Genomic DNA, 18,785 nt, shown 5'->3' with positions numbered 1-18,785 from the left:
CAGGACTTCCCATGCAGCTCTACAGCTTCTTCAACAGCTCCACGTCCTATCGGGTGCGTATCGCATTGGCCCTGAAAGGTCTGGATTACCAGGTAGTGCCGGTCAACCTGCGGCAGGGCGAGCAACTGCGCCCGGCCGACCGCCAGCGCAACCCGATGGGCGCGCTGCCGACCCTGGTCGACGCCGACAGCCGTCGGTTCAGCCAGTCGCTGGCGATCATCGACTATCTCGACGCCGTGCAGCCCGAACCGCGCCTGATCCCTCTCGACCCACTGCATCGCGCCCAGGCGCTGGAACTGGCCCTGCTGGTGGCCTGCGACATCCATCCGCTGAACAACGTGCGGGTGCTCAAGTACCTGACCCAGGTCCTCGGCATAGACGCCGAGGACCGCCAGCGCTGGTACGCGCACTGGGTCGCCGAGGGCCTGGCGGCGGCGGAGACCCTGCTGAACCGACACCGTCGCGGCGCCTTCTTCGCCGGCACCGCAGCGGGCATCGTCGAGTGCTGCCTGGTGCCGCAACTGGCCAACGCCCGGCGCATGGGCTGTGTCCTGGCGCCCTACCCGGCGTTGCTCGAACTGGAGGGGCGCTGCCTGGCGCTCGAAGCCTTCCAGCGCGCCAGCCCCGAGCGCCAGCCCGACTACCTGCCGGACTGACGCGCTGCCCCGTGGAAAACAACAACAAGAAGGACACGCCCATGACCACCCGCATCCGGGCCAGCCTGCTGGCCCTGCCCCTGCTGCTGCCTCCGTTCCAGGCTATCGCCGCGCTGCCGGGGATGAACCTCGGCCAGACCTCCTTCCTCGACGGCAAGGCCCTGCCCGGCACGCTGTTCCAGCAGTTCGTGAATATCTACGAGGCCGACGACTTCATGGACGCCAACGGACACCGGCGCCCGCTCGACAACCGCCTGCGCACCCTGCTCGCTACCAGCCACTTCGCCCACATCAGCCAGCACCAGCTGTTCGGCGCTTACTACGGCGCGGAAATCCTCGTCCCGGTGCTGCTCGCCGATCCCGACTTCGAACCCCACGCCGGCAGCGCCAACGGCCTCGGCAACCTGATCGTCAGTCCGTTCATCCTGCAATGGCCGCAGACCGAGCTGTTCGGCCGGCCCTACTGGCAGCGCCTGAACCTCGCCTTCCAGTTACCCACCGGGCGCTACGACAGGCATCGGGCGATCAATCCCGGCAGCAACCACTGGAGCTTCAACCCGCACTACGCGCTGACCTGGGAATTCGCCGAAGGCTGGGAAGCCAGCGCTCGCCTGCAGTACCTGTTGCCGGGCAAGAATCGCGACCCGGCGCCGCCGTTGGCCGACGACTACCTGCAACCGGGCCAGGCGTTCCACGCCAACTACTCGGTATCGCTGGCGCTGGATGCGCATTGGCGGCTCGGGTTGTCCGGCTACAGCCTGCGACAGATCACCAACGAGCGGGTCGACGGCCACGACCGCCCGGACTCCCGCGAGCGGGTCGATGCCATCGGCCCGGCGCTGATGTTCGGCTGGGGCAAGTCGCGGCTGTTCCTCAACGCCTATCACGAATACGGCGCACGCAACCGCAGCGAGGGCAGCCGGCTGATCCTGCGCTACTCGCAGGTCTTCTGAGCGTCGCCTTCCGGGACGATCGGCAAGCGCTCCAGGGTGCGGAACACCGAGCTGCGCCGCCAGCGCAGGTCCGTCGGTTCCGAGGCCAGGGCGAAACGGCGACGCACCAGGCCGCGCAATGCGCATTGCAATTCGAGCCGGGCCAGGTACGCGCCCAGGCAGTAGTGCGGACCATGGGCGAACGCCACGTGCTGCTTGGCGTTCGCTCGCTGCAACTGCAGGCGGTCGGGGGCGGCGAACATCTCCGGGTCGCGGTTCGCCGCGAGGAAGCTCAGCCAGACCTTCTCTCCAGGCGGAATCCGCTGGCCGCCGATCTCCACCTCCTCCAGGGTGCAACGCACGCCGCCGCGCACCGCGCCATCGAAGCGCAGCAGTTCCTCCACCGCGTTCGCCGCCAGCTCCGGGCACCGCCGCAGCAGGTCGAGCTGGTCGGGATGGGTGAGCAGCGCCAGCGTAGCGTTGCCGACCATGCTGATGGTGGTTTCGAAGGCGGCCATGAACACCATGGCATAGGCCGCTACCAGGTCCTCGAGGCCCAGTCCGGCCTCCAGCATCGCGGCGCCGTCGAGGATGCTCGGCGCCGCGCCGGACGGCGGGCGCGAAGAGCCATCGCTCCAGCCGCGCGCCTGGCGTTGCAGGTAGTCGCTGAAGGCGGCCGCGCTGCGGTTGATCTGCCCGGCATCGCCGTGGCTGGCGGCGAGATCGAGCCCGGCGGCCAGATCGCGGCCCCAGGGCAGCAGTTGCCCGGTATCTTCGCGGGGAAAGCCGAACAGCTCGGCGGCCACCCGGATCGTCAGCGGTTCGGCGAAATCCCTGAGCAGATCGGGCTCGCGGCGCTCCAGCAAGCTGTCGAGGAGTTCTTCCACCAGCACCTCGATGCGCGCTTCCCAGCGGCGCACGGCGTCGGGGCCGAAGGCCGGAGCGAACAGCCTGCGCAGGCGGGTGTGCCGCGGCGCGTCGTTGAACAGCATGAAGTTGTCGTAGAAGCGCGCCAGCGGTTGCAATTGCTGGTGGCCGAACCAGCTGGCGCCGCCCTGGCGGACGCCGGCGGCGCCAAGGCGAGCGGGGTCGGCGGAGAAACGGCGGTCGCGCAGGCACGCCGAAACATCGGCATAGCGACTGATCCACCAGATCGAGGCCTGGTCGCGGCAGACCGGCGCACGGGAGCGGATCAGCCGCAACAGCGGATAGGGATCGGCGACGAAGTCGGGATGGTAGGTGTGGATGTCGAAACCGTCGCTCCGCGGGGCCAGCGCCGGACGCTGAGCGTCATGGCGCGGCTGCGCGCTGCCTTCCTCGCTGAATGCGTCGTCCATGGCCCTTGCTCCGCTGGGTTGGCGTAACGCAGGGAGTATAGATGGCCGGCGGCTCGGCGCCGGCCCGGAGGATCAGCGCGGACCGAGGATCTCCGCCAACTGGTCCGGCTGCGGCGCGCCCTGTTGCTGCTGCATGCGCCCCTCGGCATTGAGATAGAAGATCGCCGGGGTCGCCGCGGCGCCCATCGACTCCATCAGTTCCATGTTGCCGGCGAGCTGCTTGCGCACCGCCGCCGGGATCTTCGCCAGCGGCTTCAGGGTGCTGGCCTTGCCCGCCTGCTCATGGTCGTGCAGGGCCTTCTGCGGGTCCTTGCTGGCCAGCAGCGCGGCGGACTTGGCTTCGCTGTCCTCGCGGATGATGCCGACCATGATATGCCGCAACTGCACCTTGCCGGCATCCACCCAGGGTCGCGCCTGCTCCCAGAACATGGTGCAGTACGGGCAGTTCGGGTCGCTGAACAGGTAGACCACGCGCGGCGCGTCGGCACGGCCATCGGCGATCCAGGCGCTCTGCTCCATCTTCTGCCACATTTCCTTGGCCAGCGGCGCATACACCAGGCGCTCCAGCGGTTCGCGGCTGAGGTCCTTGCCCTGGGCGTCGAACAGGTGGCCGGTGAGTACGTGCTTGCCGTCGGGCGTCAGGTACAGCGCCATGCCCTGGTTCTGGTATTCGGCGGCATAGCCGCGCAGGCCATCCGGGGCGTCGAAGCTGCCGAGGATGCGGGCGCCCTTCTCCTGGACCATGCGGATCGGCGCCGGCAGCTCCTCCGCCGCCGTGGCCAGGCCGGCGTTGAGGAGGGTCAGGCCCAGGCCAAGGGTGATCAGGTTGCGCGGCAGTCTCATTCGGAACTCCTGGTTGCGGGGGCGGCAGCGGCCGGCTCGAAGGCTTCGAGGTAGCGCGCCAGGCTGCCGCGGGACAGTTCGCCGAGATGGCTGCCCAGCAGGCGGCCCTCGGCGGTGTAGAAAACGGTGGTGGGCAAGGCGACCGAGCCGACCTGCTGGCCAAGCTGCCCGCCGTTGTCGAACAGCAGGTTGTCCAGGCGCAGGTTCTCGCCCTGGAGGAAATGGCGCACGGTCTCGGCGCTCTCGCCCTGGTTGGCGAAGAGGAACACTACGTCGGGATTCTCCGCCTGCGCCTGTTGCAGCACCGGCATCTCGCGCCGACACGGCGGGCACCAACTGGCCCAGAGGTTGATCACCAGCGGGCGGCCCCGGAAATCGGCCAGTTGCACCGACTCGCCGGCGGCGTTGCGCAGGCTCAGTTCGGGCAGACGCGTACCGCGCTCGTAGATGCCCAGGCCCAGGCTGCCAAGCAGCCAGAACGCCAGTCCGAGGCTGGCGCCGACACCCAGCGAGCGACGTAGCGCCGGTCGCCGCCAGGCCCAGAACAGCGCGCCGAGCACGGCGGCGAGCAGGCCTGGCCAGGCGAGGAAACCGCCATCGCGGATATCCAGCATCTGTGCGAAGTCGCCACGGTACTGCGGCCAGTAGCGCACCACGAAGGCCAGGCGCGCCACCAGCAGGCCGAGCAACAACAGGTTGAACAGCACCGGCTCGGCGTTGCGCCCGCCGCCGCGCGCCGCCAGCCAACCACCGAGCAGCGCGGCGCCGAGGGCGAGGAACAGCAGCAGGTGTTGCAGCGAGACCACCAGCGGCCCCAGGGAAAAACTCAGCATCAGCCGCGCTCCCGGGTCGCCTGCCAATGGGCGAGGAAGCCGCCGGCGTCGACTTCGCCGGTCAACCGGCGCGCGCGGCGCTCCTCGCCTTCCGGGCCGATCCAGATCAGGCTCGGCGGGCCGGGTACCTGGTAGCGGTGCAGCAGCTCGCGGCTGGCGGCGTTATCCGCGGTCACGTCGAGCCGCAGCAGGCGCACGCCCTGCAGGGCGGCGAGCACATCGGGCTTGGCGAACACCTGTTTCTCCATGATCCGGCAGGACACGCACCAGTCAGCGTAGTAGTCGAGCAGCACCCATTGTCCCTCGGCCTTGGCCGCAGCCAACTGACGGTCCAGCTCGGCCGGCTGGCTCACCGTGAGGAACGCCTCGTGGGCGCTGGCCGTCGGCGTAGCGCCCCGGTTCGCCGCCGCATACACCTGTAGCGGACGCCAGGGGTCGTCGGCCCCGGCCGCGGCGCCCAGCAACATCGCCGCGCCCCAGAGACCGAAGATGCAGCCCGCCGCGCCGAACAGCACCGCGTGCCGCGCCAGGCCTCGCGCCGTGTGCAGCGCGGCGTAGGCCAGGACCAGCAGCAACGCGCCGCCAAGGCCGATCCACAGCGCCTCGCCGAGCAGCGGACGCAGGAGTATCCAGGCGGTGCCGAGGAAAAGGAAGCCGAACACGCCCTTGACCAGGTTCATCCAGGGACCGGGCTTGGGCAGGAAGCGGCTGCCGACCGTCACCAGCAGCAACAGCGGCATGCCGATGCCGAGGCCCAGGCTGAACAGCACCAGGCCGCCATGCAGGGCATTGCCGGTCTGCGCGATATAGAGCAAGGCGCCGGCCAGCGGCGCGGTCATGCACGGCCCCACCAGCAGCCCGGACAACGCGCCGAGCGCGGCCGCGCCGGCCAGGCTGCCGCCCTTGCGGCCGCGACTGAGACCGTCGAGGCGGTCGCGCAGGGCAGCCGGCAGTTGCAGTTCGAAGAAGCCGAACATCGGCAGCGCGAGGAACACGAACAGCGCGGCGAAGCTGCCCAGCAGCCACGGCTGTTGCAGCCAGGCCTGCAGGTTGCCGCCAAGCAGCGCCGCGACCACCCCGAGTCCGGCGTAGACCAGCGCCATGCTCAGCACGTAGCTACCGGCCAGCAGCAGGCCGCGACGAGGGCCGGCGCCGCTGCCGACCACCAGCCCGGCGAGGATCGGCAGCATCGGCAGCGAACAGGGAGCGAACGCCAGCAGCAGGCCGAGGCCGAAGAACAGCAACAGGCTCCAGGCCAGGTTGCCGGCCTGCAGGCTGCCGGCCAGGCCCTGGTCCTCGGCGACTTCGCCGCTCGTCCCGGCGGCGGCAGGGCCGGTACCGCCCAGGTCGAGCGCCTGGCTCTGCGGCGGATAGCACAGGCCGGCATCGGCGCAGCCCTGCCAGCCCAGGCGCAGTTGTCCGGCGGCGGCCGCCGGCAGGGTCAGTTCCAGGCTCTGGCGATAGACCTGCGACTCGCCGAAGAACTCGTCGCTGTGGCTTTCGCCGGGCGGCAGCTGCGGCTGCAAGGCCGGGTCGAGTCCGTCGAAGCGCAGGCGCTTCTGGTACAGGTAGTAGCCCGGCGCGATCTGCCAGCGCAGTTGCACCTGGCCGTCGTCGAGGCGCTCCCAGGTGAAGCGGAAGGCTTTCTCCACCGGCAGGAAATCCGTCTGCGTCGCGCCGCGCGGCGCGAACAGGTCGTCGCCCGGTTGCGCCTGGGACAGGCCCGGCAGCAGGAGCATCAGGAGCAGGATCAACACACGCATGGATAACGCCTTTTACGATGAACTCGGCGGCAGCATGGCCAGCGACGATTAACAGGCCGTTAACGCGGCCACGGGAAAACCCCGGCGACGCGCCGGGCGGGGCATAATCCTGGCTTAATTCGCCCGCTTCAGACTCCTATCCCTTTAACCAGCGATACCGCCATGCATGTACTGCTCACCGAAGACGACGACCTGATCGCCAGCGGCATCGTCGCCGGCCTCAACGCCCAGGGCCTGACCGTGGACCGGGTGGCCAGCGCCGCCGATACCCAGGCGCTGCTCCAGGTGGCGCGCTTCGACGTGCTGGTCCTCGATCTCGGCCTGCCCGACGAGGACGGCCTGCGCCTGCTGCAGCGCCTGCGCCAGCAGGGCGTCGACCTGCCGGTGCTGGTGCTGACCGCGCGCGACGCGGTGACCGACCGGGTCGCCGGGCTGCAGGCCGGCGCCGACGACTACCTGCTCAAGCCCTTCGACCTGCGCGAACTCGGCGCCCGCCTGCATACCTTGCAGCGGCGCTCCGCCGGGCGTTGCGTCAACGTCATCGAACACGGCCGCCTCAGCTACGATCCGAGCACCCGCGAAACCTGGCTCGACGGCCGCCCCGTGGAACTGTCGCGACGCGAACAGGCGCTGTTGCAGGCATTGCTCAACAACCGCGGGCGGATCCTCAGCGGCGAGCAGCTCAAGGACAGCGTCTATGGCTTCGGCGACGAGGTCGAGAGCAACGCCCTCAACGTCCACATCCATCACCTGCGGCGCAAGCTCGGCAACGCCATCGTGCAGACCGTGCGCGGCCTCGGCTACCGCCTCGGGCCGGCGCGCGGCGACGGAGACGACGCATGAGCCTGCGCCTGCGCCTGACCCTGATCCTCGGCTCGGCCTTCATCCTGCTCTGGTCGCTGGCCGCGGCCTGGATGCTCTGCGACCTGCGCGGGCAGATGATGCGCTCCTTCGACCAACGCCTGGCGGCCTCGGCGCGGATGGTTGCCGGCCTGCTCCAGCAGTTGCCGCAGCCGCAGCCGGCGGACGGCCAGACCACGCGCCTGAGCGCGGAGCAACTGGGAATTCCCAACGGCATGGCCTGCCAGGTCAGCTCACTGCGCGGCGAAGTCCTGGCGCAGAGCCATGCCACCCCGGAGCGGGCGCTGGACAGCACCGCCAGCGGCTTCCGCGACCAGGAAATCAACGGCGTGCTGTGGCGCAGCTTCACCGTGCAGGCCGGCGATCTGCGGGTCAGCACCGCCGACCGCCTGGAAGAGCGCGACGTGCTGCAACGCTCGGTGGTGGTGGCCGCCGCGGTGCCGGTGACGGTCGCCCTGCTCGGCAGCCTGGCCCTGCTCTGGCTCGGCGCCGGCCAGGGTCTGGCGCCGCTCAAGCGGATTCGCGACGCCCTCACCCGACGTGGCGCCGACTCGCTGGAGCCACTGGAGCTGGCGGCCCTGCCGAGCGAACTGAAGCCGCTGGTGGAAACCCAGAACCAGTTGTTCCAGCGCATCGCCCAGGCCATCGAACGCGAGCGACGCCTGACCGGCGATGCCGCCCACGAGCTGCGCAGCCCGCTGACCGCGATCAAGACCCACCTGCAGGTCGCGCGCATGACCGAGGGCGCCGCCGCCGAGCAGGCCCTGGCCCACGCCGAGGAAGGCGCCGACCGTCTGCACCGGACGCTGGACCAGCTGTTGCTGCTGGCGCGGGTGGAAGGCAGCCTGTCGTTCGACGACGGCGTGCAATGCAGCGCCGAGGACGCCGCCCGGGTAGCCATGCACGACGCCGGCCACGGCGACGTGCGGATGTTCGAGCTGAAGCTGGCCGACGGCTTGTCCGAGGCGCCGCTGGAAGTCCCCTCGGTGCTGGCCATCGCCGCGCTGCGCAACCTGCTGGACAACGCCCTGCGCCACACCGCCGCCGGCACCCGGGTGGAGCTGGCGGTGGAAACCGCGCAAGGCTGCGCGCGCTTCCACGTCCGCGACCACGGTCCGGGCATCGCCGAAACCGACCTGCCGCACCTCACCCGGCGTTTCTGGCGCCACGGCAAGAGCGGCGGCAGCGGGCTCGGCCTGGCCATCGTCCAGGCTATCGTGCAACGCTGCCAATGCCGGCTGGACTTCGACAGCCGCGCGGACGGCCTGCGGGTGACGCTGGAAATGCCGCTGCGCGAGTGATGCGCGGGCCCACCCGCCAACCGGCCCCCGTAGGGCGAATAGCCGCCCGCGGCTATCCGCCGGACCGAGGCCCAGGCATCGGCGGATAACGCCGTTGGCGTTATCCGCCCTACCCCCGCGCCGACCTGCTTCCGCCGGACCGGGTCTCCGTCCTGCGGACGCCAGGCCACGAGGGTCAGATTCCCTGTCCCAGCAGCACGCCGTTGACCTTCTGCCCATACAGGTTGACGCCGTCGTTGGCATGGAACTTCTGCCGCGTCTTCTCCACCGAACCGTCCACCAGGCGCGGGTCCTGCGGGCGCTCGTGGCTGTTCATGAAGGCGGCGACGTCCCAGGCGTCGCGGTCGCTGAGGGTACCGGGCTTGCCCAACGGCATGTTGTACTTGATGAAGGAAGCCGCGGTGTTGATGCGGTGCATGCCCGCGCCCCAGTTGAACGACTGCGCGCCCCACAGCGGTGGGAACACCGTCTGCCCCAGAGCCATCTGGCCCTGGCCGTCGGCGCCGTGGCAGATCGCGCACTGCGCGGCATAGACCTTGGCGCCGCGCTCGATGCTGTAGCCGCCTTCCGGCGGGGCCACGTCCGGATAGCCGCGTCCGGGCAGGCTGACCCCGGTCGGCGCCTGGCTCGCCAGCCAATAGGCGTAGACGGTCAGGGCCTTGATCTCCGGGCTGTCGGCCGCCGGCACCTTGCCGTTCATGCTGAACTGGAAACAGCCCTGCAGGCGCTCGGCGAACGTATTGACCTTGTTGTTCTTGGCGCGGAACGCCGGATAGACCGGGTAGGCCGCCCACTGCGGCGCGGAGTTGGCCCGGCGGCCCTGGTCGAGATGGCAGTTGACGCAGTTGAGCTGGTTGCCGACCAGATGCGGCGCGTTCTTCCGGGTTTCCACGAACAGCGCCTGGCCCTGGCGGACCATTTCGCCGAAGGCGTTGTCCGGGAGGCTGCTTTCCGCCGGCGGCTGGAACGGCTCCGAGGGCGCCGTTGCCGCGTGGACGGGAGCGACCAGCAGGCCGGCGACGGCCAGGGAAAGGATCGACGGCATGTTCATGGCTGGCCTCCTGCCTGACCGAGGGTGGCGAAGAACTGGCTGACGCTGCGGATCTCCTCTTCGCTGAGGGATTTGGCGATATGTCCCATCAGATCGTTCGGGTCGTTGCGGCGAGTGCCAAGCTGCCAGGCGCGCAACTGGTTGCTCAGGTACATCTCGCCCTGCCCCTGCAACGGCGGGAAGGCCTCCCCCACGCCGCTGCCGGCCGGACCGTGACAGGTCACGCACTCGGGAATGTTGCGCTCCCAGGCGCCACGTACCGCCAGGGTCTCGCCGGGGCTGCGCGGGGTGGCCACGCGCGACAGCGCCACCGGCTTGGGCGCCGGCATTGCCGCGAGGGTATTGGCGAGCGCCTGGATCTCGTCGTCGCCGAGAGCATCGGCTATGCCCTTCATCACCGGGTGCTCGCGACTGCCGCCCTGCTTGAGGTCGTGCAGTTGCTTGCTCAGGTAGGCGGCGGGAAGGCCCGCCAGGCGCGGAAAGCCGGCGGCGGCCAGGCCCATGCCATCGGCGCCGTGGCAGGTGACGCAGGCCGCGGCGGCCGGGTTGGCGCCGCCCTGTGTGTAGAGTTTCTGGCCGTCGACGGCGGCCTGGGCCGTCGCCGCCAGCAAGGCGGTCAATGAAAACAGCAGTCGGTGTGCAACCGGCATGGCAGGGTTCCTCTCTGGCTTATTGTTTTTAGTTCTAAGTTTAGAACCAAAAAACCTATCGCCGAAAGACCCTACCGCACGCAGGTCTACATCATTTTCCCTACAGGCCCCGGATCACGCCCCTTTCAGCCCCGCGACGATTTCGCAAGAGCGCAGCCGATGGGCGTGCTCGTAGAAGTCGCTGGTGAAGATAAGCTCGTCGGCGCCGGTCTGCTCCAGGAGGATCTCCAGGCGCGCACGAACCTTCTCCGGACCGCCGATCACCGCCAGGCCGAAGAAGCTGCCGACCGCATCCTGCTCGTGGGGCAGCCACAACGGCGCCATACTTTCCACCGGCGGCTTCTGTTTCAGGCTCTCGCCGCGGATCAGCGCCAGCACGCGCTGGAAGGCGGTAGTGGCGAGGAACTCGGCCTCTTCGTCGGTAGGTGCGGCGATCAGCGGCACGCCGATCATCGCGTAAGGTTTGTCGAGTACCGCCGAGGGCTGGAAGTTGCTGCGGTAGATGCGCAGCGCCTCGTGCAGGTAACGCGGTGCGAAATGCGAAGCGAAGGCATAGGGCAAGCCTTTCTGCGCCGCCAGGTGAGCGCTGAACAGGCTCGAACCGAGTAGCCAGATCGGCACCTGGGTACCCTCGCCCGGCACCGCCAGCAGGCTCTGCTGGGAACGGCGCGGGCCGAGCAGCATTTCCAGCTCGGCGACCTGCTCGGGGAAGTCGTCGCCGTTGCCCAGGCGGTCGCGACGCAAGGCGCGCATGGTCGCCTGGTCGGCGCCGGGGGCGCGGCCAAGGCCGAGGTCGATGCGGCCCGGGTAGAGCGTCTCCAGGGTGCCGAAGTTTTCCGCCACCACCAGCGGCGCATGGTTCGGCAGCATCACCCCACCCGAGCCGACGCGGATCCGCGAGGTGCCGCCGGCGATATGGCCGATCAGCAGCGCGGTGGCGGAGCTGGCGATGCCATCCATGTTGTGGTGCTCGGCCAGCCAGAAACGGTTGAAGCCCAGGCGCTCCACATGGCGCGCCAGGTCCAGGGAGTTGTGCAGGGCTTCGGCCACGCTGCCGCCGGTGCGCACCGGCACCAGGTCGAGCATGGACAGGGGAATATCAGCAAGCGTTGTCATGAAAGCTCCAATCGGCAGCGGGCGATGGCCGGGGCGCGAGACACGCGCGGAAGGACCTCGCCCGGGGTTTGGATCAATTCTATATCACGCGTTATAGTTTTTGCCCACGGAGAATCCATGGGCTTTTTCCAGTCAAGGCGCGCTGTGGCGTCAGGCGGCCTCGACCGCCAGCAGGGAATCCCAGGCCGCCATCGCGCAGCGGCCGATGGCCAGCAACTGCTGGCGGCTGGCGCCGTCGCGGGCCTGGATCGACAGGCCCTGGAGCACGCTGCTGTAGAAACTGGTGAGCGCGTCGAGATCGGCTCCGGCCGGCACGTCGCCGTCGGCCACGCCTCGTGCGAAACGCTCGCGCAGCAGGCGCGCGGCGCGCCGCCGGTGATCGCGCAGGTAGTCTTCGACGCCTTTGTTGGCCGGCGAGAAATTGGTCGTGCTGAGGTCGACCAGGCAACCGCGCGGCTTGCCTTCCGTGGTGTAGCTGACGGCGGCGCTTTCCAGCAGCGCGGCGATCGACTCGCGCGCCGTCGGCAGGGCGAAGGCGCCCTTGGAAAGCTGGCACTCCTGGCTCAGGTAGAGTTCCACCGCCGAACGGAACAGCGCCTCCTTGGAACCATAGGCGGCATACATGCTCGGCGCGCAGATGCCACCCATGGCCTCCTTCAGCGCGGCCATGGTCGCGCCTTCGTAACCGGCCTCCCAGAACACGTCGAGCGCCCGGCGCAATGCCTGTTCACGATCGAAGCCGCAGGGGCGTCCACGCTTGGCCATGGGAATTCCTGAGAAAAAAACACGTCATATGGTAACACCGGCGAACAGTCGCAAGGCTGGAGGGGGTCGCTTGATCCATCACCGCGCTCGATATACACCATGCAGGCTTTTTACTTCTGCCGGTTCTCCCGCTGGGCAAACATGCTCTCCAAGGGCAGACGCCCACCCTTCCCCAGGAGAACCGATCATGTCCAGCTTCAGCGCCCTCGCCAGCTACTTCGCCGCTTCCGCGTTCTACAGCAATGCAGTGACCCCTACTCGCCCGGTTCAGGCCAGCGCGCCCGCATCGACCAGCGAGAAGAAATGAACCCAAGGAGGCATCCATGCTCTCAGCCCGCTCCCGCAAGGCCCCGACCTATGGCGTCACCTATGTGAGCCTCGAGGATTGCACCCTGCACTTCGAGACCGAGTACATCATCGAGCGCCGCGACGGCAGCCTCGCGCACATGCCGATGCGCACGCCGGTCAGTGAGCGCGAAGCCCTGCAACGCCTGATCGAAAGCTGCATCGACGACTGATACCTCCAGTGCCCGTGTGCCGCTCTCAGGAGCGGCCAGCGGCGTTTTCCCAATCCGCCACCAGCGTCCGCAGTCGCGCGTCGCGCAGTTCGAAGAGTTCCAGCAGCCCCAGTGCCCGGATCGCCGGCAGCAGGGCGCGCAGGTCTTCTTCAGCCTGCCGCCGTTGCGCCGCGGGCAGTTCCTCCTCAAGCAGCAGCCGGGCGTTGGCGATGAACGCGCCGACGCTGCCCTTGCGTATCTCCACGCCGCCCAGGCGGATGCGGTCCTGTCGGTCGGGAAGGATGTCTTCGGCTTTCATGGCGTGCTCCAGGCAAGAATGATGAGCCGCCAGGCTACATCCGCAGTCGAATGGCCTATTATCCATCCCGAGCCAATCATCGTCGCTTTTCCGCCAAATGCTTCCGGAACCCCTGCCCGTCCCGCTCTTCGCCCTGCGCATCGACCGCGCAGCCAGCCGCACGGCCTCCCACCGCCATGCCTGCGGCCAGCTCTACTGCCTGGAGCGCGGCCTTCTGGTGGTCGAGGACGAGCATGGCCGCCAGGCCCTGCCTCCGCGCCAGATCGCCTGGATCCCACCGGGTCACCCACACTCGGCGCACTCCCACGGCAGCCTGGCGGGCTGGAGCGCCTACCTCGCCGCCGAACACTGCCGCGACCTGCCCCGGCACCCCGGCGTGCTCGCCTGCTCGGCTTTCGTGGCGCTGATCGTCGAACGCGCCACCCGCTGGCCGACCGGCTCCGCCTGGAGCACCGAACGCGAGAACCTGCTGCGCGTGCTGCTGGACGAACTGCGCCACGCCGTGCCCCAGCGGACCCGCCTGCCCTATCCGGGGGATTCGCGCCTGCGCAGGATCGCCGAGGCATTGCTGGCCAACCCCGGCGATCCGCGGCCGGCGGCCGAATGGGCACGCTGGGCGGGCCTCAGCAGCCGTAGCCTGAGCCGGCTGTTCGGCGCCGAGACCGGTATGAGCTTCGCGCAATGGCGGCAACTGGCGCGACTGCACGCGGCCGTCGAACGGCTGGCAGCGGGCCAGGCGGTCGGCGAGGTCGCCTGGTCGCTCGGCTACGAAAGCCCGAGCAGCTTCGCCAGTGCCTTCCGCACAGTATTCGGCGAGACGCCGTCCGGCTATTCCAGTCGCGCCAACGAAGCGCTAGCCTGAACCTTCCGCGCCACGAGCCTTTCCCCATGAGCCACGCCAATACGCCCCGCGACTGGGTTCGACGCGCCCCGCAACACGGTGCGGTGGAACGCATCGAGGCTTACTTCGCCGGCCACGGCTACGATCCGCATCGCCACGACACCTATGCCATCGGCCAGACCCTGGCCGGGGTGCAGAGCTTCCGCTATCGCCGCAGCCAGCGCCACAGCCTGCCGGGCGGCTGCCTGGTGCTGCATCCCGACGAGCTGCACGACGGCGAGGCCGGCAGCCAGGAAGGGTTCCGCTACCGGATGCTCTACGTCGAGCCGGCGCTGATCCAGCAGGCCCTCGGCGGCCGGCCGCTGCCGTTCGTGCGCGGGGGCTTGTCCGACGACCCGCGCCTGATCGCCGCCAGCCGGGCCCTGCTACAGGCCATGGATACCCCGCTGGAGCCGCTGGAAGAACAGGACGCCCTGTTCGAACTGGCCCACGCCCTCGACGCCGTGGCCGGCAACCGGGCGCGCGGCAGGCGCCACTTCGACTTCGTCGCCGCCGAGCGCGCCCGGCAGTACATCCACGCGCACCTGGAGCGCCCGCTGGGCCTCGACGAACTGGCGCAGGTCGCCCAGCGCGAACGCTGGAGCCTGTCGCGCGATTTCCGCGCGCTGTTCGGCACCAGCCCCTACCGCTACCTGATCCAGCGCCGGCTGGACATCGCCCGCCGGCTGATGCTCGGCGGCCAGACGCTGGCCGAAGCCGCGCTTGCCGCCGGTTTCGCCGACCAGAGCCACATGACCCGCCATTTCGGCCAGAGCTACGGCCTGCCGCCGGCACGCTGGCTGCGTATGCTCGGCCGCGCCTAGCCAGGTTGCACGATCATCCAAGACCGCCCGCTCCGTAGCCGCCTACCCTGGCGCCAGAGACCAACCACCGGAGCGCACCGATGTCCACCAGCACAACCCAAGCGATCAACTTCGCCGCCAAGCTCGCCCTGTTCGACGACCGCTGGCAACCCAGGGTGATCGCCCAGATGAACGACTACCAGTTCAAGCTGGTGAAGATCGAAGGCGACTTCGTCTGGCACAGCCACGCCGACACCGACGAGACCTTCATCGTCCTCGCCGGTCGCCTGCGCATCGATTTCCGCGACGGCGCGGTGCACCTGGGCCCCGGCGAGATGTATGTGGTGCCGCGCGGCGTGGAGCACAAGCCGTTCGCCGAGGGCGAGGTGCGCATGCTCCTGGTGGAGCCCTGCGGCGTGCGCAATACCGGCGACCAGGGCGGCGAGCGGACGGCGGTCAACGATCTGTGGATCTGAAACCGCGCCCATGAAAAAGCCCGGCTCGATGGCCGGGCTCTTTCGCTGCGGGTCGTCCTCAATCGGCGACGTGGATCACCACCCGGCCACGCTTCGGACAGGTTTCCATGTAGCGGTGCGCCTCGACCACCTGGTCGAACTCGAATACCCGGTCGACCACCGGCTTGAGCAGGCGATCGCGGGTCAGTTGCTCGATGTGCGCGAGGGCCTTGCTCACCGACTCGTCGTTGCGTTCCAGGCCCATCTCCGGATGACCGGTGAAATCCATCAGGCAGTGGCGGTAGAACTGCAGGTGCTTCTTGAACGCGGCGCAGGCCGGGAACGCCGACTCGTTGCCGCCGTTGCAGCCATACAGCACCAGCTTGCCGCGGGTGGCGGAGACATCGCCGAGCAGGGTCATCTGCGGGCCGCCCAATTCGTCGAGGATGACATTGACGCCCTTGCCCTCGGTGAAGCGCTCGACTTCCAGGACCAGGTCCTGCTCGTCGGTCACCACCACCTTGTCGGCGCCCTGCTCGCGGAGGAACTCGCGCTCCTCGGCGGACTTGGTGGAAGCGATCACCCGCGCGCCGAGAGCCTTGGCCAACTGGATCGAGACCGGCCCGTACATGCGCGCCGCCTCGGTGATCAGCACGGTCTGCCCGGCCTTCAACCCGGCCAGGTCGACCAGGCCGAAATAGGCCACCAGCAGGCCGGTGTAGTAGACGCTGGCCTCCACCGGGGTGAGTACCTCGGGGTAGACCGCCAGGGCCGCGCGCGGCATCAGCACCACGTCGCCATAGGCCGGATAATGATCGGGGGTATGGGCGGGGAAACTGGCCACGCGGGAACCCAGCGGCAGGTCGCCGACGCCGGCGCCGACCGCCAGCACCTCGCCGGCCAGTTCGAAGCCGAGACCGGACGGCAGCGCAGCCTGCTCCGGGGCCAGGTTCTGACGCCAGAGCACATCCTTCCAGCTCACGCCGATCGCCTGGACACGCACCAGGACTTCCCCTGCGGCCGGCGCCGGGGTCGGCAGCTCTTCGCATTTGAGGACCTCTGGCGGGCCAAACTGATGAAAACGGATCACTCGGGACATCGCAAACCTCTGCAGTGCATCACGGGGTGAATAACCTCATGGGTTGTGACTGTATCCGCCCATGCCTGACAAAACCACCCGTCGTTATTGATAATGGCTATGCCTGTCAGTGATCCTATGCCCCTCCGGCACCTCGCCAGGCCCCGCCCCGTCTCGCACGCAAGGCTTGACGGCGAGCCCCCGCGGTTGCAGCCTCTAGCCCCTGGAAACGAGGAACGCCATGAACCGAAACGACCTGCGCCGCGTCGATCTGAACCTGCTGATCGTGTTCGAGACCCTGATGCACGAACGCAGCGTGACCCGCGCCGCAGAGAAACTGTTCCTCGGCCAGCCGGCCATCAGCGCCGCGCTGTCGCGCCTGCGCACGCTGTTCGACGACCCGCTGTTCGTCCGTACCGGACGCAGCATGGAACCCACCGCGCGAGCCCAGGAAATCTTCGCCCACCTGTCGCCGGCGCTGGATTCCATCTCCACCGCCATGAGTCGCGCCAGCGAGTTCGATCCGGCGACCAGCACCGCGGTGTTCCGCATCGGCCTTTCCGACGACGTCGAGTTCGGCCTGTTGCCGCCCCTGCTCCGCCGCCTGCGCGCGGAGGCGCCGGGGATCGTCCTCGTCGTGCGCCGCGCCAACTATCTATTGATGCCGAACCTGCTGGCCTCGGGGGAGATCTCGGTGGGCGTCAGCTACACCGACGAACTGCCGGCCAACGCCAAGCGCAAGACCGTGCGCCGCAGCAAGCCGAAGATCCTCCGCGCCGACTCCGCGCCCGGCCAGCTGACCCTCGACGACTATTGCGCGCGACCGCACGCGCTGGTGTCCTTCGCAGGCGACCTCAGCGGCTTCGTCGACGAGGAGCTGGAAAAATTCGGCCGCAAGCGCAAGGTGGTCCTGGCGGTGCCGCAGTTCAACGGCCTCGGCACCCTCCTGGCCGGCACCGACATCATCGCCACCGTGCCCGACTACGCCGCCCAGGCGCTGATCGCCGCCGGCGGCCTACGCGCCGAGGACCCACCGTTCGAGACCCGCGCCTTCGAACTGTCGATGGCTTGGCGCGGCGCCCAGGACAACGATCCGGCCGAACGCTGGCTGCGCTCGCGGATCAGCATGTTCATCGGCGATCCGGACAGTCTCTGAGCCCTCCGGCAGCTACCCGCACGAGGCGTCGCAACGGGAAAATCGATCGCGCACCGCGAGCCTGTGGCTTATTCCATCGAAAGCACTGTCCATAACCATCGACTGTTACAGAAAACGAAAAACCATGTATCACTGTTCGTGATAATCAAAATCTCATCGTTCGATTAGTTCCCTGCCGGAGCAGCCCGCAGACTTCGCCAATCCCGAAAAACCGACTGGCGGAGTCAAGCATGGAACAGTCATCCCACTTCTCCTGGCGCTACCCCCTCGCACTCGCGGCCGTACTGGTCCTGAGCGCCTGCGGCAAGGCCCCGGAAACCACCCAAGGCATGGCGGCGCCCAAGGTCAGCGTCGCCGAAGTCATCGAACAACCGCTGAACGAGTGGGACGAATTCACCGGCCGCCTGGAGGCCCCGGAGTCGGTGGAGCTGCGCCCGCGGGTGTCGGGCTACATCGACCGCGTGGCCTTCCATGAAGGCGCACTGGTGAAGAAAGGCGACCTGCTGTTCCAGATCGACCCGCGCCCGTTCGAGGCCGAGGTCAAGCGCCTCGAAGCCCAGCTGCAACAGGCCCGCGCGGCCCAGGCGCGGAGCGTCAACGAAGCCCAGCGCGGCGAACGCCTGCGCGCCAGCAACGCGATCTCCGCGGAACTCGCCGACGCCCGCACCACCGCCGCCCAGGAAGCCAAGGCGGCGGTCGCCGCGACCCAGGCGCAACTGGACGCGGCGCGCCTGAACCTGAGCTTCACCCGGATCACCGCGCCGATCGACGGTCGCGTCAGCCGCGCCGAGGTCACCGCCGGCAACCTGGTCAACTCCGGGGAGACCCTGCTCACCACCCTGGTCAGCACCGACAAGGTCTACGCCTACTTCGACGCCGACGAACGCGTGTTCCTCAAGTACGTCGAGCTGGCCCGCCAGGCCGGTCGCGACACGCGCAGCGAGAGCCCGGTGTACCTCGGCCTGAGCAGCGAGGACGGCAACCCGCACCTGGGCCGGCTGGACTTCCTCGACAACCAGGTCAACCCGCGTACCGGCACCATCCGCGGCCGCGCCGTGTTCGACAACGCCAAGGGCGAGTTCACCCCGGGCCTCTACGTGCGCCTGAAGCTGGTCGGCAGCAAGACCTACGCCGCCACCCTGGTCAAGGACGAAGCGGTCGGCACCGACCTGGGCAAGAAGTTCGTGCTGGTCCTGGATGGCGACAACAAGACCGTCTACCGCACCGTCGAGATGGGACCGAAGCTGGAGGGCCTGCGCATCGTCCGCAGCGGCCTGAGCAAGGGCGACCGGATCGTCGTGAATGGCCTGCAGCGGGTCCGCCCGGGCATGCAGGTGGATCCGCAGAAGGTCGAGATGGCCAGCGCCGACACCCTGGCCACCCTCGCGCGCCTGCGGCAGTCGGTCGGCGACAGCGAACCACCGAAGGTGGCGGCGTCCAAGGACAACGCCACTCGCAACGAGCCGCGCGGCTGAGCGCGGCGATAGGA

The 18,785-nt window shown here is 68.8% G+C and carries 21 protein-coding genes; 11 read left to right on the top strand and 10 right to left on the bottom strand.

What is annotated here, in order from left to right; all coding sequences use genetic code 11:
* The first annotated feature begins 11 nt into the window (after positions 1-11).
* Together maiA and ACYAF3_RS24150 are read left to right on the top strand one after the other, a co-directional pair.
* Positions 12-656 carry a maleylacetoacetate isomerase gene (gene maiA / locus ACYAF3_RS24155; RefSeq protein WP_088003629.1) on the top strand — a complete coding sequence of 215 codons (645 nt, stop codon included), beginning with the start codon at positions 12-14 and terminating at the stop codon, positions 654-656.
* A gap of 41 nt (positions 657-697) precedes the next feature.
* Positions 698-1,609, top strand: a complete 912-nt coding sequence (locus ACYAF3_RS24150) for a SphA family protein (RefSeq protein WP_003451365.1) — start codon at positions 698-700, stop codon at positions 1,607-1,609.
* Here the strand turns inward: ACYAF3_RS24150 and ACYAF3_RS24145 are convergent.
* The 4 genes from ACYAF3_RS24145 to dsbD form a co-directional block, all read right to left on the bottom strand.
* Positions 1,591-2,925 carry a cytochrome P450 gene (locus ACYAF3_RS24145; protein ID WP_003116880.1) on the bottom strand — a complete coding sequence of 445 codons (1,335 nt, stop codon included), beginning with the start codon at positions 2,923-2,925 and terminating at the stop codon, positions 1,591-1,593. The two genes, ACYAF3_RS24150 and ACYAF3_RS24145, sit on opposite strands and share 19 nt — an antisense overlap.
* A gap of 72 nt (positions 2,926-2,997) precedes the next feature.
* A complete protein-coding gene (dsbG, locus tag ACYAF3_RS24140) occupies positions 2,998-3,768 on the bottom strand; it encodes a thiol:disulfide interchange protein DsbG (protein WP_003089790.1) in 771 nt (256 codons plus the stop codon).
* Positions 3,765-4,601: a TlpA family protein disulfide reductase gene (locus ACYAF3_RS24135; protein ID WP_003089792.1), complete on the bottom strand. Its 837-nt coding sequence runs from the start codon at positions 4,599-4,601 to the stop codon at positions 3,765-3,767. The genes dsbG and ACYAF3_RS24135 overlap by 4 nt, the downstream gene beginning before the upstream one ends.
* Positions 4,601-6,364: a protein-disulfide reductase DsbD gene (gene dsbD, locus ACYAF3_RS24130; protein WP_003103572.1), complete on the bottom strand. Its 1,764-nt coding sequence runs from the start codon at positions 6,362-6,364 to the stop codon at positions 4,601-4,603. The genes ACYAF3_RS24135 and dsbD overlap by 1 nt, the downstream gene beginning before the upstream one ends.
* Before the next feature lie 162 nt (positions 6,365-6,526).
* Between dsbD and ACYAF3_RS24125 the strand changes: the two genes are divergently transcribed.
* Both ACYAF3_RS24125 and ACYAF3_RS24120 read left to right on the top strand, forming a co-directional pair.
* Positions 6,527-7,207, top strand: a complete 681-nt coding sequence (locus tag ACYAF3_RS24125; RefSeq protein ID WP_003103570.1) for a response regulator — start codon at positions 6,527-6,529, stop codon at positions 7,205-7,207.
* Positions 7,204-8,526, top strand: a complete 1,323-nt coding sequence (locus tag ACYAF3_RS24120; RefSeq protein ID WP_003103567.1) for an ATP-binding protein — start codon at positions 7,204-7,206, stop codon at positions 8,524-8,526. Before ACYAF3_RS24125 ends, ACYAF3_RS24120 begins: the two co-directional genes overlap by 4 nt.
* 175 nt (positions 8,527-8,701) lie before the next feature.
* Here ACYAF3_RS24120 and ACYAF3_RS24115 read toward each other — a convergent pair whose 3' ends face one another.
* The 4 genes from ACYAF3_RS24115 to ACYAF3_RS24100 all read right to left on the bottom strand — a co-directional run bounded on the left by ACYAF3_RS24115 (position 8,702) and on the right by ACYAF3_RS24100 (position 12,108).
* Positions 8,702-9,577: a c-type cytochrome gene (locus ACYAF3_RS24115; RefSeq protein ID WP_003103565.1), complete on the bottom strand. Its 876-nt coding sequence runs from the start codon at positions 9,575-9,577 to the stop codon at positions 8,702-8,704.
* A complete protein-coding gene (locus tag ACYAF3_RS24110; protein ID WP_003103563.1) occupies positions 9,574-10,227 on the bottom strand; it encodes a c-type cytochrome in 654 nt (217 codons plus the stop codon). Before ACYAF3_RS24110 ends, ACYAF3_RS24115 begins: the two co-directional genes overlap by 4 nt.
* Before the next feature lie 114 nt (positions 10,228-10,341).
* Positions 10,342-11,343 (bottom strand): LLM class flavin-dependent oxidoreductase, encoded by a 1,002-nt coding sequence (locus tag ACYAF3_RS24105; protein WP_003089806.1) that lies wholly within the window; start codon positions 11,341-11,343, stop codon positions 10,342-10,344.
* 150 nt (positions 11,344-11,493) lie between these two features.
* Positions 11,494-12,108 carry a TetR/AcrR family transcriptional regulator gene (locus tag ACYAF3_RS24100; protein WP_003089808.1) on the bottom strand — a complete coding sequence of 205 codons (615 nt, stop codon included), beginning with the start codon at positions 12,106-12,108 and terminating at the stop codon, positions 11,494-11,496.
* Positions 12,109-12,295: 187 nt separating this feature from the next.
* Here ACYAF3_RS24100 and ACYAF3_RS24095 point away from each other — a divergent pair, with 187 nt between their 5' ends.
* A complete protein-coding gene (locus ACYAF3_RS24095; RefSeq protein WP_003116878.1) occupies positions 12,296-12,415 on the top strand; it encodes a PA2485 family small membrane protein in 120 nt (39 codons plus the stop codon).
* Between the two features lie 16 nt (positions 12,416-12,431).
* Positions 12,432-12,626: a type III secretion system co-regulatory protein PtrC gene (gene ptrC / locus ACYAF3_RS24090; RefSeq protein ID WP_003089814.1), complete on the top strand. Its 195-nt coding sequence runs from the start codon at positions 12,432-12,434 to the stop codon at positions 12,624-12,626.
* 25 nt (positions 12,627-12,651) lie between these two features.
* On the opposite strand, the gene ACYAF3_RS24085 is transcribed toward ptrC, so the two are convergent.
* Positions 12,652-12,924 (bottom strand): hypothetical protein, encoded by a 273-nt coding sequence (locus ACYAF3_RS24085; protein WP_003089816.1) that lies wholly within the window; start codon positions 12,922-12,924, stop codon positions 12,652-12,654.
* A 97-nt stretch (positions 12,925-13,021) separates the two neighbouring features.
* Here ACYAF3_RS24085 and ACYAF3_RS24080 point away from each other — a divergent pair, with 97 nt between their 5' ends.
* The 3 genes from ACYAF3_RS24080 (at position 13,022) to ACYAF3_RS24070 (ending at position 15,083) form a co-directional block, all read left to right on the top strand.
* Positions 13,022-13,786: an AraC family transcriptional regulator gene (locus ACYAF3_RS24080; RefSeq protein ID WP_003122659.1), complete on the top strand. Its 765-nt coding sequence runs from the start codon at positions 13,022-13,024 to the stop codon at positions 13,784-13,786.
* A gap of 26 nt (positions 13,787-13,812) precedes the next feature.
* Entirely contained in the window at positions 13,813-14,628 is an 816-nt protein-coding gene (locus ACYAF3_RS24075) for an AraC family transcriptional regulator (RefSeq protein ID WP_003113300.1), read from the top strand.
* An 80-nt stretch (positions 14,629-14,708) separates the two neighbouring features.
* Positions 14,709-15,083, top strand: a complete 375-nt coding sequence (locus tag ACYAF3_RS24070) for a cupin domain-containing protein (protein WP_003089825.1) — start codon at positions 14,709-14,711, stop codon at positions 15,081-15,083.
* Between the two features lie 58 nt (positions 15,084-15,141).
* Here ACYAF3_RS24070 and mexS read toward each other — a convergent pair whose 3' ends face one another.
* A complete protein-coding gene (gene mexS / locus ACYAF3_RS24065) occupies positions 15,142-16,161 on the bottom strand; it encodes an oxidoreductase MexS (protein ID WP_003103552.1) in 1,020 nt (339 codons plus the stop codon).
* A gap of 220 nt (positions 16,162-16,381) precedes the next feature.
* On the opposite strand from mexS, the gene mexT reads away from it, so the two are divergent.
* Positions 16,382-17,296: a multidrug efflux system transcriptional regulator MexT gene (gene mexT / locus ACYAF3_RS24060; RefSeq protein ID WP_003089829.1), complete on the top strand. Its 915-nt coding sequence runs from the start codon at positions 16,382-16,384 to the stop codon at positions 17,294-17,296.
* Between the two features lie 230 nt (positions 17,297-17,526).
* On the top strand, positions 17,527-18,771 hold the full coding sequence (mexE, locus tag ACYAF3_RS24055) for a multidrug efflux RND transporter periplasmic adaptor subunit MexE (protein WP_474726483.1): 1,245 nt from the start codon (positions 17,527-17,529) through the stop codon (positions 18,769-18,771).
* Positions 18,772-18,785 lie beyond the last annotated feature (14 nt).

The organism is Pseudomonas sp. TZ252 (assembly GCF_056110345.1).
The sequence above is the reverse complement of the archived record's forward strand: the minus strand, read 5'-3'. Positions and strand labels throughout refer to the sequence as shown.

What these genes read in the sequence shown, in the direction of transcription:
- maiA (WP_088003629.1), top strand. Translation starts at nt 12, where the DNA reads ATGCAGCTCTACAGCTTCTTCAACAGCTCCACGTCCTATCGGGTGCGT.
- ACYAF3_RS24150 (WP_003451365.1), top strand. Translation starts at nt 698, where the DNA reads ATGACCACCCGCATCCGGGCCAGCCTGCTGGCCCTGCCCCTGCTGCTG.
- ACYAF3_RS24145 (WP_003116880.1), bottom strand. Translation starts at nt 2,925, where the DNA reads ATGGACGACGCATTCAGCGAGGAAGGCAGCGCGCAGCCGCGCCATGAC.
- dsbG (WP_003089790.1), bottom strand. Translation starts at nt 3,768, where the DNA reads ATGAGACTGCCGCGCAACCTGATCACCCTTGGCCTGGGCCTGACCCTC.
- ACYAF3_RS24135 (WP_003089792.1), bottom strand. Translation starts at nt 4,601, where the DNA reads ATGCTGAGTTTTTCCCTGGGGCCGCTGGTGGTCTCGCTGCAACACCTG.
- dsbD (WP_003103572.1), bottom strand. Translation starts at nt 6,364, where the DNA reads ATGCGTGTGTTGATCCTGCTCCTGATGCTCCTGCTGCCGGGCCTGTCC.
- ACYAF3_RS24125 (WP_003103570.1), top strand. Translation starts at nt 6,527, where the DNA reads ATGCATGTACTGCTCACCGAAGACGACGACCTGATCGCCAGCGGCATC.
- ACYAF3_RS24120 (WP_003103567.1), top strand. Translation starts at nt 7,204, where the DNA reads ATGAGCCTGCGCCTGCGCCTGACCCTGATCCTCGGCTCGGCCTTCATC.
- ACYAF3_RS24115 (WP_003103565.1), bottom strand. Translation starts at nt 9,577, where the DNA reads ATGAACATGCCGTCGATCCTTTCCCTGGCCGTCGCCGGCCTGCTGGTC.
- ACYAF3_RS24110 (WP_003103563.1), bottom strand. Translation starts at nt 10,227, where the DNA reads ATGCCGGTTGCACACCGACTGCTGTTTTCATTGACCGCCTTGCTGGCG.
- ACYAF3_RS24105 (WP_003089806.1), bottom strand. Translation starts at nt 11,343, where the DNA reads ATGACAACGCTTGCTGATATTCCCCTGTCCATGCTCGACCTGGTGCCG.
- ACYAF3_RS24100 (WP_003089808.1), bottom strand. Translation starts at nt 12,108, where the DNA reads ATGGCCAAGCGTGGACGCCCCTGCGGCTTCGATCGTGAACAGGCATTG.
- ACYAF3_RS24095 (WP_003116878.1), top strand. Translation starts at nt 12,296, where the DNA reads ATGTCCAGCTTCAGCGCCCTCGCCAGCTACTTCGCCGCTTCCGCGTTC.
- ptrC (WP_003089814.1), top strand. Translation starts at nt 12,432, where the DNA reads ATGCTCTCAGCCCGCTCCCGCAAGGCCCCGACCTATGGCGTCACCTAT.
- ACYAF3_RS24085 (WP_003089816.1), bottom strand. Translation starts at nt 12,924, where the DNA reads ATGAAAGCCGAAGACATCCTTCCCGACCGACAGGACCGCATCCGCCTG.
- ACYAF3_RS24080 (WP_003122659.1), top strand. Translation starts at nt 13,022, where the DNA reads ATGCTTCCGGAACCCCTGCCCGTCCCGCTCTTCGCCCTGCGCATCGAC.
- ACYAF3_RS24075 (WP_003113300.1), top strand. Translation starts at nt 13,813, where the DNA reads ATGAGCCACGCCAATACGCCCCGCGACTGGGTTCGACGCGCCCCGCAA.
- ACYAF3_RS24070 (WP_003089825.1), top strand. Translation starts at nt 14,709, where the DNA reads ATGTCCACCAGCACAACCCAAGCGATCAACTTCGCCGCCAAGCTCGCC.
- mexS (WP_003103552.1), bottom strand. Translation starts at nt 16,161, where the DNA reads ATGTCCCGAGTGATCCGTTTTCATCAGTTTGGCCCGCCAGAGGTCCTC.
- mexT (WP_003089829.1), top strand. Translation starts at nt 16,382, where the DNA reads ATGAACCGAAACGACCTGCGCCGCGTCGATCTGAACCTGCTGATCGTG.
- mexE (WP_474726483.1), top strand. Translation starts at nt 17,527, where the DNA reads ATGGAACAGTCATCCCACTTCTCCTGGCGCTACCCCCTCGCACTCGCG.